Raw genomic sequence first — 16,862 nt, 5'->3', positions numbered from 1 at the left:
GCGGCGCTGGCTCAGCGGTCGATGATGGGCCGGACCGACAGCGGATCCTCGCCGACGGCTTCGTCCAGATGCTCCTTGCCGTCCAGGTAGGCGGCGCGTTTGCGCTCCTTCTGCTGGCCGGCCTGGGCGCCACCCATACCGCCGCCCATCGGCATACCGCCCATCATGCCGCCCATGGGCATACCGGAGGTGACGGCCGGGCCCGCGCGGCCACCGGCCGGATCGGTCTGCGGCGGCATACCGGCGCCGGGTGCACCCGCACGGGGAAACAGCTTGTCGTCCAAGGGATTCGGTAACCCGGAGGGGCCGGCGCCGCCACCACCCGCGCCGCCGCCGACGCCGGCCGGGTCCATATTGAATCCGAACGGGCCGGACGCGCCCCACGGACCGCTGGCCAGCCAGGGGCCGGTGGTATCCCACGGACCGGAGACGCTCAGCGGGCCGGTCGGCATTCCGGAACTCAACTGCTGCAACATATTCGCCAATGTCGACAGCGGTCCGGACGTGCCACTCAGCGCATCGGCTGGGCCGGTCGGAGCCGAATGGAAGGCCAGCGGATCGACCGGGCCGGTAGGCGAGGACGAGAACGGATTGCCGTGCGGCATGCTCGCGGAGGGTTTGGTCGGACCGCCGCCACCACCGCTACTGCTGCCCTCGCCGCCACCGCTGCCGCTGCCGCTGCTGCCGCCGCCATCGCCGCTGCCTCCTCCGGTTCCGTCGCCGCTGCCTCCGCCGCCGTTTCCGCCGCTGCCACCACCACTGCCTCCGCTGCTACCGCCTCCGCTCGGGCCGCTGGTGCTCGGGTCGGTGAATGCGGGAACCATCCCGGCCAGGATCGCGAGCCCGTCGACATAGCCTTTCGCGCCGCCGCCTTCGTGACCGTCCCACCAGGTTCGGACGGCGGCCAGGTCCTTGTCCGCAGCCCAGCCGTTGACCTTCTTGATGGAATCGTCGTCATTGAATGTCATCTGGCTGTACCGCGGCAGATGGCTGTAGCAATAGAGACCGAAGTCGCCGGTATCGGCCAGCACCGTCGACACCGCCAGGATTGCCTTCTGCAGGTCTTTTCCCGCGGCAATGTAGTTGTCGAGATATTTGACCGCGTTCTCGGCGCCCGCACCCTGCCAATTCTGATTCTTGAAGACGGCCCGGTTATTCGTTCGGAACGACTCTACCGCCTCGCCCCAGATCGACCCGATCTGATGCCAGGTCCCGGCCAAATCCCAGATGAAACCGTCGGCCCGCTCGAACATGTCGGCGATATTCGCGAAATCCTTCAATACGAAATAGCTGCCACTTTCGATGGTCGGCCCGATCGCGTCCTTGGCACGCGGGTCGAAGCCGGCTCCCGACCCGCCCCCGCCGCTGAATGTGCCGTTCATCCACTCGCCGCCGGAGATCCGGTGCGATTGCGCCATCGCACCGGTCGCACCGCCGAATTCGTTCGCACCCGGCGTGGTGAAGGTGACGGCACTCTGGCCGTCGGCGGCGCTGTACTGTTTATCCGCGTTGATGAACGTATTGGCCATATCGGTGATGATCGCCTGATGATTCTTCAGGACGTCGACGAGGTCGATCGTCGAATTATCATGAATCTTCTGAAGCAGCATCCGCATACTGGCCAGGACCGTGGTCTGGTTGTGGTTGTTGTACCGCCAGAACCCGTCGTTCGCCAGGTCGATGAATCGCGCCCATTTCAGGTCTTCGATCACCTTGATGAGACCCAGGACGACTGCCACCAGGTCCTCACACTGTTTGTTGAGCGCGCGCAGCGAATCGCTGTCGACATTGAGGAGTTTCAGTTTCCCGTCCCGGGCGCTGTTCAACAGACCAGGCCAGCCGGTTCGGTCGTTACCGGTCGCTCCCGACTCCATCGTTCACCCACCGCTCTTCCGCTCGCTGCCTGATACCTAAGCACGCCGGAATTCATTTCTCGACTTCGGAGCATTCGCACCGACGATTGGTCACCAACGGTTCACCATCGAGGGTCGCCGTCCGTGAACGGAGGGTGTACGGGCCCTTCGGCCATTGTCGCGGCGGATGCTTGTTCGGCACGGGGGTGCTAGAAACGGCGAGGCGGCGCAGTGGAGTTGAGGGTAGGAGCACGATGGCAGCGACCGGTAGTGATCAGACCGGCTGGCCCGGTCTGTTGAACAACGCCCGGGACGGGAAGCTGAAGCTCCTCAATGTGGATAGTGCATCCCTGCAGGCGCTCAACGGACAATGCGAACAGCTGGCGGGGACCGTCCTGGGTCTTATCAAGGTGATCAAAGACCTGAACTGGGAGCGGTTCATCAATCTGGCCAATGACGGGTTCTGGCGGTACAACAACCACAATCAGACCACCGTCCTGGCCAGTATGCGAATGCTGTTACAGAAGATTCACGATAATTCGACCATCGACCTCGTCGACGCGCTGCAAGGCCATCAGAAGATCATCACCGATATGGCCAATACGTTCATCAACGCGGATAAACAGTACAGCACCGCGGACGGCGGCAGCGCCCTCACCTTCACCATGCCGGGTGCGACGGAATTCGGCGGCCCGACCGGTGCGATGGCGCAGTCGCACCGGATCTCCGGGGGCGAGTGGATGAACGGCACATTCAATGGCGGGGGTGGGTCCGGCGCGGGGTTCGACTCCCGTGCCAAGGACGCGATCGGGCCGACCATCGAAAGTGGCAGCTATTTCGTGCTGAAAGATTTCGCGAATATCGCCGACATGTTCGAGCGGGCCGACGGTTTCATCTGGGATTTGGCCGGGACCTGGCATCAGATCGGATCGATCTGGGGCGGGGCGGTCGACACGTTCAGGAGCAATAACCAGGCCATTTTCAAGAAGCAGAACTGGGAAGGCGCCGGCGCGGAGAGCGCTGTCAAATCCCTCGAAAACTACATTACTTCGGCGATCGACCTGCAGAAGGCGATTCTGGCGGTGTCGACGGTGCTGGCCGATACCGGCGACTTCGGTCTCTATTGCTACGGCCATCTGCCTAGGTACAGCCAGATGACATTCAATGACGACGATTCCATCAAGAAGGTCAATGGCTGGGCCGCGGACAAGGACCTGGCCGCGGTACGAACCTGGTGGGACGGTCATGAGGGTGGCGGCGCCAAGGGCTACGTCGACGGGATCACGATTCTGGCCGGGATGGTTCCCGCTTTCACCGACCCCAGCACCGTCGGCCCTAGTGGCGGCGGTGGTACGGGAGGAGGTACCGGAGGCGGCACCGGTGGGGGTACCGGCGGAGACGGACACGGCGGCGGCACCGGCGGGAGCGGTGGTGGCACCGGCGGTGGTGGCAGCGGTGGCGGTGGCGAAGGCAGCGGCGGTGGGGAAGGCAGCGGCGGCAGCAGCGGTGGCAGCAGTGGCGGTGGCGAGGGTAGCGGCAGTGGCGGCAGTGGCGGGGGCGGCCACGGCGGTGGTAGCGGTGGTAGCGGATCCTCGGGCCATCCCGGGCACGGCACCGGCCCCACCGGTCCGAGCGGGATCGGCGGCAGTGGTGGCAGTGGCGGCACCGGGGGACTCTCCGCGTCGGAGGTGCTCAGCCTCTTCTCCGAAGTGCTGCAACTCATTTCGTCGGGTATCCCGACGCTGGTGCAGCTCGGCAACCAGCTTGCCGCCCAGCTCGGTCCCGGATTGCAGGCCCTGGCCAAGTCGGTCGAAGACGGTTCCAAGACCGTGAAGCAGGCGATGGACGACGCCACCGAGCACATTGTGGAGGAGTTGCGCGAGATCGAGGAAGGGTTGCTGCCCCCGGGTGCGACCGGCCCGGTCGAACTGTCGTTCGCGCTGCTGCCGGGCGGTGTGCCGGAGGAGCCGATCGTGGCCGGGCGGGCCGGAATTGGTCAATCGGAGTCCTTCGAGGACTTCACCACCGCGGGATTCAACGGCAAGCCCGCCGGTGCGACATTGCCGGGCGCGACCGGCGTCGGAGTGGAGGGTGAGCAGTAGTGGAACGCACCTGGCGGCTGAGTGGTCTGGAGTACCTGGTGATGCGGGAGCGGCTCGTCGGCCGCAGGAACAACTGGCCGTTCGCCTTTCGCTCCGATATTCGCGGGTTCTATGACTTCCAGTTCAAGAAGGCGCGGGTGTGGGGTGAGCTGCAGGCCGGGTGGGACCCCGAATTGGCGGAGACACTGGTGAAATCGCTGCAGGCCGATGTTCGACTGGTCGTGCACGCCGAGGATCGCCGGCTGCCGGCTGCGCTCGCCGAGCGAAAGGTCATGGTGGGCAAGCGGTTCGGTGATCGTGCCGTGCTGATCCAGGGATTTCACACCGATACGGTGGACAGTCACGACGAACTAGAGATCACCGAATGCGCGGCGTCCGCACTGGCCCGGCTGATAGTCGAGCGATTGCCGCCGACGGAGGCCGGGACCGAACCTCGGGTGGAGTTGCTGAGCCCCGGCGAGCAGCACTTCGATCACTATCACGGTCGTAGCTCGCTCTACGACGATGACGAAGGCGATGTCGACACCCGGAGCCTGCGCTGGCAGGCGGCGGCGAAGGGAATGGTCGGCAGCATCCTGATCACCCAGGGCCACTCCAGCTTCGGGCCGCGCGGACAGGTCACCAAGGGGATCTTCTGGGAGGACCATCCCGGGGACGGCCGCTACGTCATCGATCTCGAACCGCCGATGGCCGCCGTCGCGACCGATGCCGACGGGCTGTGCAAGCTCATCGACCGGCAGTGCGGTGAGGTGCTGCTGGTGCGGGAGGACGAATCCCGCCGCGGCGTCGCCCGGGAGAGCGTGTACGACGATGGCCGGTAACGGATCCAATGAGCGGCTGAAAACCGAAGTGGCACAGGTGCTCGACGATGTGCACCAGCTCATCAACGGGTTCGCCGATGCCCGGCGGCGGTACGGGGCGTTGACGGCTACGGCCTCGGTCGAGCGGGAGCGGATTATCGTGACCGTCGATGCCTCCGGGGCGGTGACCGCAGTCGACTTCGCCGAGAATGTGGACGATCTCGGCTACACCCTGATCGCGCGCGGTACCGTGCGGGCCGCCCAGCAGGCGGCGAGTGAGGTGAAACTCCGGGCCGATGAACTGCTGGCACCGCTGCGGGCCGCACAGGCGCGACTGCCCGTGCTCGCGGATCTGATCCCGGGGATGCCGCGCGAGCCGCAGGTCGCACCGCCCCCGCCGGCCCTGTTGACCCCGCCCGGCGAGCGGGACGCCGGCCTCGCGCCCGAGCCGGCCTGCGACGACCCGGCCGCGGAGATCGTGCGGCTGCAGGATCGGCGGGCCGAGCTCTACGGCACAGGCGCCGCCGAGGGCCGCCGCGTGCTCGCCGCGGTGAACGCGGATGGCGTCCTCATCGACCTCAAATTCTCTTCCGGCATAGGCGATCTCGACTTCGACGAGATCGCCGACGCGGTGACGGCGGCATCGAGGGCGGCGGTGGCGGAGGTGGCGCGGATGGTCACCGCGTTGTTCGCCCCGCTGCTGCGCACGGACGCCGCATATCCGGGACCGGCCGCGACACTGGCCGGTATCGAGCAGCTTCGCGACCAATTGCGCTGACCCGCAGCGGTATTCATCTTTTCAGCAGGTGGGAGTCCGATATGGCAGTCGACCCGAACGTCTCCGACAACACGGCCTGGGCGACCCTGCCCGGAAACGGGGAGCTGATGCTCTCGGCGGGCATCGCCGAGAAGTGCGCCCGGTACGTCGAGGATATGTTGAATGTCGTTGTCGGCGTCCATACCTGGGTGCAGCAGAACGCCGCACTGGCCAGTCCGGTCATTGCCACGCCACTGGTCTCGGCGGACCTGCTGCGCACCGTGTACCTCGTGAAGATCGGCACCGAGTTCATGGAGCGCATGGACAGGCACCGCAACATTCTCGTCGATATGGGCAACACCTTCGTCGCGGCCGGCAAGCGCTACGAGCTCACCGAGCACACCTCGGCGGTGAGCTTCGACGGCATCTCCTTCGACAACCCGGTCGGCACGCCGCCCAGTGGCGCGCCGAAACCCGTTGCCATACCCACACATCCGCGCAAACCGAAGTCGGGTACACAGTTCGACGGCTATTCGTTCGGGCCGGAAATGGGCTCACAACTCGGCTGGCAGACGCTGTATCTGGTCGGCAATTCGATCGAGTCACAGGCCGTCGCCAATGCGGGCGGCGTCTGGTACTGGCTCTCGCAGACCCTCGACACCGGGTTCGAAACCCTGCGATCGACGATTTCGTCGGCCTCGGGAGAGTGGATCGGACAGGGCGCGCAATCGGCGATCCTGGCCACCAACCAGTACGCGGGCGCCTCGCAGCAGCTCACCGGCGATATGAACCTGCTCGGTGACTCGCTTGTCTACACCTCGGGCTGGCTCCAGCAGACCAAGAACGGTATGCCGCAGACCCCCGACGCGCCGCCCGCCACCACGCCCGAGCAACAGGCGCAGAACCAGAGTGATCTCATCGAGTACCAGGACAACTTCCAGACCTACTACTCCGAGAATTACACCCACGTCACCACTCATATCGTGGCGCTGCCGCAGCCGGACCAAGTGACGAGCCCGGCGGACGATGCCGGGGACCCACCGGGAGATGTGCCGGCCCAGCCCTTCACGGACGGTGACACCCCGCCGGACGGCGGCCCGTCGCCCGACAATACGGGCGGCGACTCACACAACCCGCCCTCGGACAACGGCGGCGACGGCGGTGGCGGCGGGGGTGACACGAACCCCGGCGGGCACTCGCCGTCGAACGGGGAAACGCCGTCGAACGGCAATACCCCGCCGGGTTCGCAACAGCCCGGCAGCTCCGAACCGCAGTCCGGCACACCGAGATTGCCGACCTCGACCGAGAACAACCCGGCGCTGACCGATCTGTCGACCAAACCGACGGAGGGGGTACCGGCCATCCTCGGCGCCGTGCCGCCCAATCTCACCGCCGGTGCCGGTCCGCTCGGCGGTAAGGGCGGCTTCGGCGGCCGGGGTGGGCTCCCCAGCCTGCTCGCGCAGCGGCCGGAGGCGAAGCTGTTCCCCCGCGCCACCCTCCCGCCGCAGGCCGAGATGTTCGGCCGGGCCGGGCCGGGTACCGGGCGCGGATCGGGCTTTCCGATGGGCGGCGTACCGGGCCAGGTGCGCGAGGAGGGCAAGGAGAAGAAGAAGTCCGAGTATCTCAACTCCGACGAGTATCTGGATGAGGCGCTCGGCGGGCCGGGACGCGGTGTCAAACCGGTGCTGGATAGATGAGTCGCACCTGGGATCTCACCGATGTCGAACTGATCGTGTTGTGGGACAAGCTGTTCGGTGACCGGCTGCCGGCTCCGCTGTTCGCGCTGTATCGCGGTGCGAATACCGAGGATTGGCTGCGCTCGGCCGCCGCGGCCTGGACCGGGGTCCGGGAAGACGGTGAACTGCACGCTGCTCTCGGCCGGGTCGCTCGCGCCGAGGTTCGGGTGGCGGTTCACGCCGTCGACCCCCGCGATCCGGACGACGCCGGCGGTCCGATTCGGATACTCGGTGGCCGGCAGGGTGCGGTGGCCACGCTGATCCGCCAGCTTCCCGGTGAAACCATTTGGCACAGTGGCGGATACGTGGTCAGTACCGGTGATGCGGACCGGCTCGCCGGAGCGGTCGCGGGGGCGCTGCCCGCCCGGGATCCGGGGCGGCTCCCGGACACGCCGCTGCTGACCGCGGCGGGCGACAGCGCGGACCACCACTACGGCCGGTCCCCGGCGGATGCGGACTATCTGGACGCCGAACGCCGCAGCGCGGCCTGGCTCGCGCGCCCGGCCGAACTACTGGGTGTTGTCGAAACCTGTATGGGCAGTTCTATTTTCGGACCTCGCGGGGTGAACCCATATCGGGTGGTCTGGCGTGATCTGGTCGATGACGGTCGGTACGCCGTCACCGCCGCCGCCGTGCCCGTCGCGACCGCGGTGGACCGCCCGCGACTCGCGGCCATGATCACCGCCGATATCACCAAAGTGTTGCAGACCATGGAGGACGAGCGTTGTGCCTGAGCCCCGGACAATCCACGAGCACCCGGTCTACCAGGGCGTCGACCCGGAACCGGAGCTCACCATCGACGCCGGAAACGCCGCGTCACAGGATGATTCGTCGTTCGAGACCTATTCGATCGGCGAAGCGTCGCTGCGCGGCGGTGAAATCGTGGTGACCGCAACCGATTCCGGCCTGCCGCTCACGGTGCGGGTCTCCTCCGGCCAATTGCGCCGCGATCCCGATGCGCTCGGAGCCGACCTGCTGCGACTGTGCCGACTGGCGGCCGCCCGCGCCGGGCTGCGCCGCCGGGCCTACCTGAGCGAGCTCGGACTCTCGGACGAGGCCATGGCCCGACTGGGTCTGCCCACACCCGCGGCGGTCGAACAGGCCGAACTCGCGGACGAGGCCGAACGCGAATATGAGCCACGCAGCTGGCTCGAACAGGACGGAGACAAGTGGTGAGCCAATTCGACGCCTTGGAGGCCGCTGCCCGAACGCAATTGGGCCGGATACAACAGCTCAGCACCGATCTGGACGCCATCCAGGTCGAGCACTCCGACGACGACGCGACGGTCACCGTATCCGTCGACGGCGCCGCCCGACTGGTGGATCTGCATCTGTCCGAAGGCATTTCGCGGATGTCGCCCGCGGAGTTCGAGCGCGCCGTGGTGCACACGGCCGCCGCCGCCGCGCGTAACGCGCTCGCGCGGCGCGGCACGCTGATCGAGGAATTCAACGGATAGGTGAACGGAAAGCTCTGCGGCGCCGCGCAATCGGCTCGCGTGCCACGCTGACCAGCGCCATCGTCCGCCAGGTGAACAACAGGAGCTGCCGAATCGCGCAGCACTTGCGGACCGCGACCCGCTCATTACCTTTCACGGTGAACCGTGCAGGTATCCAGTTCGCAGAACAGCCCCTAGGAGGGTGCCGCGATGAACGTTCTCAATGTGCAGCCGCAGACATTCCGGCAATACGGCGAAATTTCCGAGGGCATGGCGGCCATCATCGCCGTCGCCGGAGCCGTCGATCAGGCCGCGAGCATCGCCGCCGCGGTACCGGTCTTCGGATTGATCGGCCAGGACTTCCTGGCCAGCTTCGCCTACGCCCAGGCCAATCACGTTGCGGCGCTGACGGATTTGGTCGACACCTTCACCACGACCGCGATGACCTCCCGGGTGGCGGCCCTGTCCTACGAGCAGACCGAGCGCAACAGCGTGGAGACCTTCATGTCGCCGGCGAACCTCTGACCATGAACACCGCCGAAACCCTCGCGGCGCCACTGCATCCCACCGTGCTGGACGCGCTGGCCAACACTCCGGTGGCACCGCTGCTCGGACAGCCGGTCGAGCAGATCCTGGCCGGTATCGGCCTGCCCGCACTACCGCAACTCCCGGCGCTCCCGCCGCTGCCCGGCCTCCCGGTGCTCCCGCCACTGGATCTGGCCGCGCTGGCCAAACCGATCACCGATCTCTTCAGCGGCTTCGGCGATGGGAATCTGAACGCCACCGGCGGCCTCAATCCCCAGACGGTGCTGCAGAACGCGGTCAAGGCCGTCGAGAGCGCGATGCAGTTCGCCTCCCAGGGCATCGCTCTGTTGCAGACCATGCAGAGCACCGGTGCGCGGGCGGCCGCGTCCAGCGCGGCCGATACCCAGCTCACCTCGGCGGCCATCTCCACCCAGGCCGCGGATATGCACCTCACCATGGGCGGAGCCGCGGGCAGCGTGGCCCTCGGTTACGCCCAATTGGCTACGGTGGCAGCGCGATTCGCGCTCACCACGGCGGCGCTGGGGCCGACCCTGGTCACCCCGCCCGGGCAGGCCGCACTGCTCGCCTCCGCGGTGGAGGCGGGGACCGAGGCGGTCACCATCACCACCAAGACCAAGGCGGAGCTGGCCGGGCACTCGGCGAAGATGGCCAAGACCGGCGAACGCGTCCCGTCCCGGCCGCGGACCAAGGGCAAAATCGCACCGGTGACGGCGGCGCAGCACGTGCTGGCCGGGCAGAACCCGGCTCCGAAGCCCGCCAAGACCAACTCGGCCACTTCCAGCCAAGCGGAGTTGCAACAACTGATCTCACAGTTGCAACAGGTGGTGCAGCCGTTGCTGACCGCCGCGAAGCAAGCCGGACAACACCTTTCGGCAAATCCCGTGACCACACCGGCGCCGGTGGATACGCACCCTTTGCCGGTGCTGACCGCCCCCGTCCTCGCGGTGAGCCCGCCCGGCGGATCGTTCGGCGGCGGTGCGGCCACCGATCCGGCCTCCGCGCAGCTCGGCCGCTGGCAGGCCGCGAATATCGCCGGATCGATGACCGGCTCGATCAAGATCGTCGAGGCGCCCACCGCCTTCACCACGGTGACCGAAGAGGCGCTGCCGCCGATGACTCCGGGCGCCGGTGCGGTCGCCGACGGTCGCGCCCGCGGGACCGGGGCCACCCCCGAAGCCCTGGTCGATGCCCGCAACGGTGACGAACTCGTCGGCGGCGAACTCGACGAAATGACGACACCGGTCATCGGCGGTTCGGTGACCGCCGGCCCCGACACCCCGTTCCACCTGTAGAGGAGAAATCCCATGAGTCGCATCGCATTCGATCATGAGCTGGCCCGGCAGGCGGCCGGTCGGCTCGACGCACTGGCCGACGGCCTGGAGAGCGGACTGCGCGATTCGTCCGCCGCGCTGAGCCCGGCCGCGGCCGCGCTGGATCCGGTGTCGCGCCGGACCTCGCAGAGCATCGAGGAGGTCGGCGTGTCGTTCCGGCAGTCCTATCTGGGCGGCGCGGTCGAACTGCGCAAGATCGCGGCCAACCTGCGCTCGCACGCCGATCTGCACGAAGGCGCGGACGGCGACGCCGTCGCGGCCTTCCAACCCCTGATGTAGCAGCGCGGGCGCCTACCGAGACGAGGATCGACACGATGGTCGAAGTGCCGCAGGCCGGTTTCACCGGCACGGTCTGGGACGCGGTTCCCGTCGAGCAGCTCACCCACGAGCTGACGACCGGACCGGGCATCGGCCCGATGGCCGATGCCGGACTGGCCTACACCGCGCTGGCCGCCGGTCTGGGCGCGGCGGCCGCCGAATATCGCGCGATCCTGGCCGTCGTCGGCAATGCCTGGGGATCGCACTCCAACGAGGACGGTCTGGCACAGCTCGGACAGCTGGCCGACTGGCTGGACGAGATCACCACGGCCGCCCAGCACAATGCCGGCGCCGCCGCACAACAGGCGGTCTCCTATGAGATCGCGCAGCTCGCCATGCCGCACCTGACCGAGGTGACCCAGGCCCTGCACACCGCCGAGGACATGATCCGCGGCAGCCTGCTCGGCGCACCACTGGCCGGGCTGCTCGATACCGCCGAGGATCAGCTCGACCAACTGCGTGAGCATGCCGCCCAGGTGATGCGCACCTATGAGGCGGCCAGCGAGAAGCTGGCCGTCCCATGGCAACAGGATCCGGCTCCGGCGGTCTCCGCGGGCGCGGCGCTGCTCGCCGAGCAGGCCCCGACCCTGCCCGGCGCCGGGTCCGAGGGTCCGCCCTCGAATGCGCAGGCGGTACAACAGCCGACACTGCAGCCGGCGCAACCGATCGATCTGTCGGCGCTGCATATCGCCCCGCCGAACCCGACCGTGATGGTCAGCGGCGAACAACTGGTGCTGACACCGGTTTTGCCGACCATCGGGGCCATCGCGCCGGGACCGGTGGCCGCGCCGCTCGTGACGGCGGCACCGGTGTCGGCGGCACCGCCGATACTGCCGCCGGCCACCACCGAATTACGTTCGCCGCCGCCGCTTTCCGCCGCGCGGGCGCTTTCCGCCGCGGCCGGAGAGGTCGGCGACCGGATTGTGGTCGACGCCGGATTCGCCACCGCGCCGGCGGTATTGGGCGGTGCGAACAACCGGGCGGTACCCGTTCCGGACGCCGCCGCGGTGCCGGACCGATGAGCGACGGTCACCATCCGCCGAAAATCGTTGCAGGGCAGGAGTTTCGATGACGACATTGACCAGCGACGCCGTGCTCGCCGTGGCCCATGCGCTCGGCGTGCAGACCTTCCCGGCAGTGCTCGCGTTGCGCCCGGGGCAGATTCGGCACGAACGACTGGTCGCCGCTCGCGCCGCCGTGCTGCCGGACCTGTACGAGCGTGGCGTGCTCGACGACGACGGGAACGTGCTCGACGACGATCTGGCGGCCGCGTTGTCGGTGCTGGCTCGCCCGGAACGCCAACTGGTGCTGCGAATCCGGCGTGGTGACGCGCTGCATCGGGTCTGCCTGGCGCGCCGTGGACTCGACCATGCCGTGGCGATCCGGGTCGGGGACGAACTCGACGTGCACACGGTGTGGGGCGACGAGGATCCCGAGGCGCTGGCCCGGCCGCTGCTGGCCGCGCTCGGGTCCTGCCCGCCCGCCGATATCCCGGTGCTCACCGCCGCGACGGCCGAACTGCAACGCCGGTTCGACGCCGCCGACGCCGGTCACAGCTCCGTCGCCTACTCCCTGGGTATGGCCGAAGCGGACGCGGTAACCCTGGGATCGGCTCTGCGGCAATGGAAGTCGTTCGCCGAGCTGGTCTGTTACGCGCACCGCGACGGCCGGTCCGAACGTTCGCCCGCGACCGCCGCCGTATACGACACGGCGGTGGGCCGCATTATCGGCGGCGGCAGCGTGGCCGCCGACGGACAGGCCTGGACCACCCTCGCCCCGGGCAGTGACCGCCGATTCGCGCATGTGATCGCCGCGCAGATCGAGTCACTGCGCGAAGGTCGTTGGATGCCGTAACCGCATCGCCCATGAATTTCCCCATCGTCCGGAGTCGCATCTCCGGCAATTTCACACATCCATTGTTCGAGAGGTTATCCCATGGCCGGTTCAAATGCGCTTCACCTTGATTTCGCGACTTTTCAGAAGTACGCGAACGACTATGCCGCCGTTATCCCGCCCATCAACAAGTCCGTCGACAATCTGGGCACCTCGGTCGAGCAGGCGAAGGCCGGCTGGGCGGGCGACGCGAATAACGCGTTCACGCGTTTCGCCACCGAGCTGGAAGAAAAGATCCGCAAGGTGAACCAGGATCTGGGACTCGTCTCCGATGCGCTGAATACCGGTGAGAAGACGGTGGCGAACTCGGATAACGAGAGCATGTCCGGATTCACCTCCCTGGCCAGCACCTACAGCTAGTCACCACCCATATTCGAGAACGGACATTCACCATGCTTTACGACCCGACCACCGTCAACAACCTGATCGCCGATCTGACCCAGTACCACACCACCATCTCCTCCGAGCGGGAGAACGCCATGAACGCGGCGAACAAACTGCTCGCCGAGGCGTGGCAGAGCGGTAACGACGGCGGCGGCGCCGGTGCCTTCAAGCAGAAGCACACCACCCTGATGACCGACCTGGACGACCTGCTCCGCACCCTGGCCACCGGCAAGCAGCATGTGCAGGATGCGCTCGACAAGGCCATGCAGACCGACCACAAGGTTGCCAACGACTTCACCTGGTAGCCCCGTTGAAATCACTGTGGGCCCGTCGCCATTCGGCGCCGGGCCCACAGTCGTGCGCTCGCGACTACGCCGGTTGCAGCACGGGCGCGGCCACCGGTTCCGGATCGTTCACGTAGCCGAACTCCTCCTGGGTCGACACCACCTGGACCGCCAATTCCTCGCCCGCGGTACGGATGAACACCTCACCGGTACCGCCCGGGGATTCGATCAGCGCCACATCGGCGTCGGCGATCGCGCCCGGCGATTCGGCGGGGGAGCGCAGATGCACGGCCGTTGCCTCGGACACCTGGCCGGCGGACGCGACGCCGTCATAGACGATCATGGTGGCCGAGGCGGTGTGCTGCGCCCCGCCGCCCGACGACGAAATCGACAGTGCCGCAGGGGAATCGACCGCCGACACCAGGCGGGTCCAGGCCGCCGGACGGGTGCTGTGCACGATCACCTGGGCACCGCCCGCGATCGACCGCAGCACCATCAACTGGGCGATATGCAGGCTGCCCACGATCTCCACCCGCCGCACGGCCGGGCCGAACAACGGTACGGCGACACCGAGTCCGGCGGCGGTCGCGCCGATCACCTGACCGCCACCGTCGGCGGGCACGGTGAATCCGGCCAGCGCGGCGGGCGTTCCGCAGGCGGCGGCCGACGGCTCCAGCTGCCCGCCGTCGAGCAGCACCCGCCGCTGGCGACCGCGTAGCAGCCGCAATCCCAGTTCCGCCGGTGTCTTCTCGGGATCGTGCTGACCCGCCCCCGCGATGTCATGCCGCACCAGCGCGGTCAGCGCCACCGCGTCCCCGGGCCGGCCGGGCGTCTCCGCTTCGATGATCGGCGTCATCCGCAAGCGCAGCAGGGTGGACAGGCCCGGCAGCGACCACACCGTCGCCAGCACCTCGGAGTCCAGCCGCTCCGGCCGGACCGCGTAACCGGCCAGCTCGATGCCACCGGAATCCAGCGAATGCCAATTCTCGGTCCAGCGGCCCGGCTCGGTGTCGTGCAATTCGGCCGCCTCCGCGGCCGCCAGTTCGGCGGCGGTCAGCACCGATACCCGCACCTCGCGTGTGACCAGGCGCGCGGCGACCCGGCGGGTGGCGACCAGTGCCGTCCGAATCATGCCCGGCTCGCCGCCGCCGCGATTGTCGATGGCCTCGGAGTTGTCCAGCGGATCGAAACGCAGTACCAGCCAGACATTTCGGGTCGCCGCGGCGGGGAGCGGTCCGAGCAGCTCCTCGTAGATTCGCACCACATTGTCCGGGCCCCGGGTGCGGACACCGAGGGTGACGATATCGACCGCGGCCAGCCGAATATCGAACTGGGACAGGCAGCGTGCCACCTCCGCGAGCGAGATGGCCGCGCCCGTTCGAATCTCCGCCGCGCCGAGCAGGGTCGGCGTCACCTCGGTCCGGTCCACCCGCAGCATGGTGATCAGATGATCGCCGTCCCAGCGCATTCCGCAGCGCGCGCCCGCGGATTGCGGAATCGGAACATCGAAGGGTTCATTGCGCGGCGGACTACCAGTATCGCGCCGATTCCGCCACCACAGGGCGAGGCGCATTCCGAGAATTTGCCAAATATTTGTCTGCTGCGTTCGGATGGTGCCCAGCGCCGCGAGGCATAGACCGATAGCGCATGCCAGCCATAGCGCTCCGTGTAATCCGATCGTCAGAGTTCCGGCGGCGGCGCCCAGCGCGGCCGCGGGCAGCACAATGGACAACGGCATACGCCGGAACAATCCGTGTGCGTTCGGACGCAGGGGTGGAATCGGGGTTAATTCACTCATTCGGTTCAACTCCATTCAGCACTTCTCGCATACGTTTTCAGCCAATTCAGCGCTCACCCCCACATTGCGGTAGCCTCCCACACGCCAGCCGAATTTGCGTGTTCGTGCGCACGGTGTTCATGCGCATGGTGGAGGAGTTGAAGTGCCGGCACAGTTGACGACCCGGGCGCAGGTCAATGGTTACAGATTTCTGCTGCAGCGATTCGAGCACGCGCTCGTGCGGCGTGATGTGCGCATGCTGCACGATCCCATGCGCATCCAATTCCGTTCGCTGATCACCGGATTGGTGCTGGCGGTATTGGCCACCGGAGGTTGTGCGGTGCTGGCGTACCTGCATCCGCAGGGGCAGGTCGGCGATGCCAAGATCGTGATGGGCGCCGACAGCGGCGCGCTGTACGCGGTGGTGGACAAGACCCTGCATCCGGTGCTGAACCTGGCCTCGGCGCGGTTGATCACCGGGAGCAGCGAATCGCCCACCTCGGTCGAGGATGCCAAACTGACGGCCTCGCCGCGCGGTCCATTGCTGGGAATTCCCGGCGCACCGGCGGCGCTGCCGGGTCCGGCGCAGTCCGGCGAGTCCGCGTGGACGCTCTGTGACGATGTCACCTCGGGGCTGAAAACGACTGTGCTGGACGGCATTCCGGAGCTCGCCCCGCAGATCCACGCGGCCGGCACCGGCGATGCGCTGCTGGTCGCCAAAGACGATGCGACCTACCTGGTCTATGACGGTAAGCATGCCCGCATCGATATGGGCAGCGCGCCGATCGTCTCCGCCCTCGAGATTCAGGCCATGCGCCCGCGGCAGATCGGGATCGGACTGCTGAACGCCACGGTCGCCGCCCCCGACCTCGCCGTGCCGCTGATTCCGAACCTGGGCGCGCCCAGTGCCGTGCGCGGCGGCGGCATCGCCGTCGGTTCGGTGGTCCGGATCGAGGGGCTCTCCGCCCAGACACCGTTCGTGGTGCTCGCCGATGGGTTGCAGAAGATCTCGGAGTTCACCGCGCAGGTGCTGCGCTCGGCGAATTCGATGGGGCTGACCGCGATTCCGGTGCTGTCCCCGGACGCGATCATGGGTGTACCGATGGTGCACACCCTCCCGGTGGACGAGTTCCCTGTCGGTCACCCCGCCATCGTGATGCCCGATGTCGGCCCGGTGGCATGTGCTGCCTGGGCGCGCAACGGTCATGACCAGGTGGCGCGGCTGCGGCTGCTGATCGGTATGCGACTGCCGCTGGCCACCGGTGTCCAGCCGATGACGCTGGTCGCCTCGACCGCCGCCGCCTCGGCGTACATCCCCGCTGCCACAGGGGAATTCGTGCAGGTGACCGGGGTCGAGCCGGACAGTACCCGGCGCGACGGGCTGTGGTACGTCACCGATACCGGGGTCCGATTCGGTATTCCCGACGCCGCGACCGCCGCCATGCTCGGCCTGACTGAACCGAAGCTCGCACCCTGGCAGATCGTCGGCCAGTTGCCGTCGGGGCCCATGCTGGATCGGTCCTCGGCGCTGATCGCCCGCGATGTGGTCCACGCCGACGGGGGCGGCCAGTAGCCCGGCCGGTGTGCAGAATTCACCGTCCCGGCCGATCGGCCCGTGCGGCATGTTCACCGGCGGTTCACCGAA

At 67.6% G+C, this 16,862-nt stretch carries 17 protein-coding genes; 15 read left to right on the top strand and 2 right to left on the bottom strand.

Annotated features, from left to right (window positions below):
• Positions 1 to 11: 11 nt before the first annotated feature.
• On the bottom strand, positions 12 to 1,826 hold the full coding sequence (locus tag GFY24_RS18390) for a hypothetical protein (RefSeq protein WP_153806316.1): 1,815 nt from the start codon (positions 1,824 to 1,826) through the stop codon (positions 12 to 14).
• A gap of 281 nt (positions 1,827 to 2,107) precedes the next feature.
• On the opposite strand from GFY24_RS18390, the gene GFY24_RS18385 reads away from it, so the two are divergent.
• From GFY24_RS18385 to GFY24_RS18320, 14 genes are all read left to right on the top strand, one after another.
• Positions 2,108 to 3,955 carry a hypothetical protein gene (locus tag GFY24_RS18385; protein WP_153806315.1) on the top strand — a complete coding sequence of 616 codons (1,848 nt, stop codon included), beginning with the start codon at positions 2,108 to 2,110 and terminating at the stop codon, positions 3,953 to 3,955.
• On the top strand, positions 3,955 to 4,776 hold the full coding sequence (locus GFY24_RS18380) for an ESX secretion-associated protein EspG (RefSeq protein ID WP_153806314.1): 822 nt from the start codon (positions 3,955 to 3,957) through the stop codon (positions 4,774 to 4,776). The genes GFY24_RS18385 and GFY24_RS18380 overlap by 1 nt, the downstream gene beginning before the upstream one ends.
• Positions 4,766 to 5,533: a YbaB/EbfC family nucleoid-associated protein gene (locus tag GFY24_RS18375; RefSeq protein ID WP_194852921.1), complete on the top strand. Its 768-nt coding sequence runs from the start codon at positions 4,766 to 4,768 to the stop codon at positions 5,531 to 5,533. The genes GFY24_RS18380 and GFY24_RS18375 overlap by 11 nt, the downstream gene beginning before the upstream one ends.
• A gap of 41 nt (positions 5,534 to 5,574) precedes the next feature.
• Positions 5,575 to 7,209, top strand: coding sequence for a hypothetical protein (locus tag GFY24_RS18370; RefSeq protein WP_153806312.1), 1,635 nt, complete (start codon positions 5,575 to 5,577; stop codon positions 7,207 to 7,209).
• Positions 7,206 to 7,982, top strand: a complete 777-nt coding sequence (locus GFY24_RS18365; protein WP_153806311.1) for an ESX secretion-associated protein EspG — start codon at positions 7,206 to 7,208, stop codon at positions 7,980 to 7,982. Before GFY24_RS18370 ends, GFY24_RS18365 begins: the two co-directional genes overlap by 4 nt.
• A complete protein-coding gene (locus GFY24_RS18360) occupies positions 7,975 to 8,424 on the top strand; it encodes a hypothetical protein (RefSeq protein ID WP_228566438.1) in 450 nt (149 codons plus the stop codon). The genes GFY24_RS18365 and GFY24_RS18360 overlap by 8 nt, the downstream gene beginning before the upstream one ends.
• Positions 8,421 to 8,705: a YbaB/EbfC family nucleoid-associated protein gene (locus GFY24_RS18355; RefSeq protein WP_309231007.1), complete on the top strand. Its 285-nt coding sequence runs from the start codon at positions 8,421 to 8,423 to the stop codon at positions 8,703 to 8,705. The genes GFY24_RS18360 and GFY24_RS18355 overlap by 4 nt, the downstream gene beginning before the upstream one ends.
• A 189-nt stretch (positions 8,706 to 8,894) precedes the next feature.
• Positions 8,895 to 9,209: a type VII secretion target gene (locus tag GFY24_RS18350; protein WP_153806310.1), complete on the top strand. Its 315-nt coding sequence runs from the start codon at positions 8,895 to 8,897 to the stop codon at positions 9,207 to 9,209.
• 2 nt (positions 9,210 to 9,211) lie between these two features.
• Entirely contained in the window at positions 9,212 to 10,522 is a 1,311-nt protein-coding gene (locus GFY24_RS18345; protein ID WP_153806309.1) for a hypothetical protein, read from the top strand.
• Positions 10,523 to 10,534: 12 nt separating this feature from the next.
• The gene (locus GFY24_RS18340; RefSeq protein ID WP_153806308.1) at positions 10,535 to 10,840 is read left to right on the top strand and encodes a PE domain-containing protein; all 306 of its coding nucleotides are present in this window, start codon (positions 10,535 to 10,537) and stop codon (positions 10,838 to 10,840) included.
• Positions 10,841 to 10,875: 35 nt separating this feature from the next.
• Positions 10,876 to 11,901, top strand: a complete 1,026-nt coding sequence (locus GFY24_RS18335) for a PPE domain-containing protein (protein ID WP_153806307.1) — start codon at positions 10,876 to 10,878, stop codon at positions 11,899 to 11,901.
• Between the two features lie 46 nt (positions 11,902 to 11,947).
• Complete coding sequence (locus GFY24_RS18330; protein WP_153806306.1) at positions 11,948 to 12,733, top strand: ESX secretion-associated protein EspG; 786 nt, start codon at positions 11,948 to 11,950, stop codon at positions 12,731 to 12,733.
• Positions 12,734 to 12,814: 81 nt separating this feature from the next.
• Complete coding sequence (locus tag GFY24_RS18325; protein ID WP_153806305.1) at positions 12,815 to 13,132, top strand: WXG100 family type VII secretion target; 318 nt, start codon at positions 12,815 to 12,817, stop codon at positions 13,130 to 13,132.
• Positions 13,133 to 13,164: 32 nt separating this feature from the next.
• Positions 13,165 to 13,461 (top strand): hypothetical protein, encoded by a 297-nt coding sequence (locus tag GFY24_RS18320; protein WP_153806304.1) that lies wholly within the window; start codon positions 13,165 to 13,167, stop codon positions 13,459 to 13,461.
• A 64-nt stretch (positions 13,462 to 13,525) separates the two neighbouring features.
• Here GFY24_RS18320 and eccE read toward each other — a convergent pair whose 3' ends face one another.
• Positions 13,526 to 15,238, bottom strand: coding sequence for a type VII secretion protein EccE (gene eccE, locus GFY24_RS18315; protein ID WP_194852920.1), 1,713 nt, complete (start codon positions 15,236 to 15,238; stop codon positions 13,526 to 13,528).
• A gap of 142 nt (positions 15,239 to 15,380) precedes the next feature.
• Between eccE and eccB the strand changes: the two genes are divergently transcribed.
• On the top strand, positions 15,381 to 16,790 hold the full coding sequence (gene eccB / locus GFY24_RS18310) for a type VII secretion protein EccB (RefSeq protein ID WP_309231006.1): 1,410 nt from the start codon (positions 15,381 to 15,383) through the stop codon (positions 16,788 to 16,790).
• Positions 16,791 to 16,862 lie beyond the last annotated feature (72 nt).

Origin of the sequence: Nocardia sp. SYP-A9097 (assembly GCF_009649815.1) — a bacterium.
Lineage (GTDB): Bacteria > Actinomycetota > Actinomycetes > Mycobacteriales > Mycobacteriaceae > Nocardia.
This window is presented reverse-complemented; position numbering and strand designations above follow the sequence as displayed.

Coding starts and splice junctions, on each gene's coding strand:
- GFY24_RS18365 (WP_153806311.1), top strand. CDS start 7,206: ATGAGTCGCACCTGGGATCTCACCGATGTCGAACTGATCGTGTTGTGG.
- eccE (WP_194852920.1), bottom strand. CDS start 15,238: ATGAGTGAATTAACCCCGATTCCACCCCTGCGTCCGAACGCACACGGA.
- GFY24_RS18350 (WP_153806310.1), top strand. CDS start 8,895: ATGAACGTTCTCAATGTGCAGCCGCAGACATTCCGGCAATACGGCGAA.
- GFY24_RS18340 (WP_153806308.1), top strand. CDS start 10,535: ATGAGTCGCATCGCATTCGATCATGAGCTGGCCCGGCAGGCGGCCGGT.
- GFY24_RS18330 (WP_153806306.1), top strand. CDS start 11,948: ATGACGACATTGACCAGCGACGCCGTGCTCGCCGTGGCCCATGCGCTC.
- GFY24_RS18325 (WP_153806305.1), top strand. CDS start 12,815: ATGGCCGGTTCAAATGCGCTTCACCTTGATTTCGCGACTTTTCAGAAG.
- GFY24_RS18370 (WP_153806312.1), top strand. CDS start 5,575: ATGGCAGTCGACCCGAACGTCTCCGACAACACGGCCTGGGCGACCCTG.
- GFY24_RS18335 (WP_153806307.1), top strand. CDS start 10,876: ATGGTCGAAGTGCCGCAGGCCGGTTTCACCGGCACGGTCTGGGACGCG.
- GFY24_RS18385 (WP_153806315.1), top strand. CDS start 2,108: ATGGCAGCGACCGGTAGTGATCAGACCGGCTGGCCCGGTCTGTTGAAC.
- GFY24_RS18345 (WP_153806309.1), top strand. CDS start 9,212: ATGAACACCGCCGAAACCCTCGCGGCGCCACTGCATCCCACCGTGCTG.
- GFY24_RS18375 (WP_194852921.1), top strand. CDS start 4,766: ATGGCCGGTAACGGATCCAATGAGCGGCTGAAAACCGAAGTGGCACAG.
- GFY24_RS18320 (WP_153806304.1), top strand. CDS start 13,165: ATGCTTTACGACCCGACCACCGTCAACAACCTGATCGCCGATCTGACC.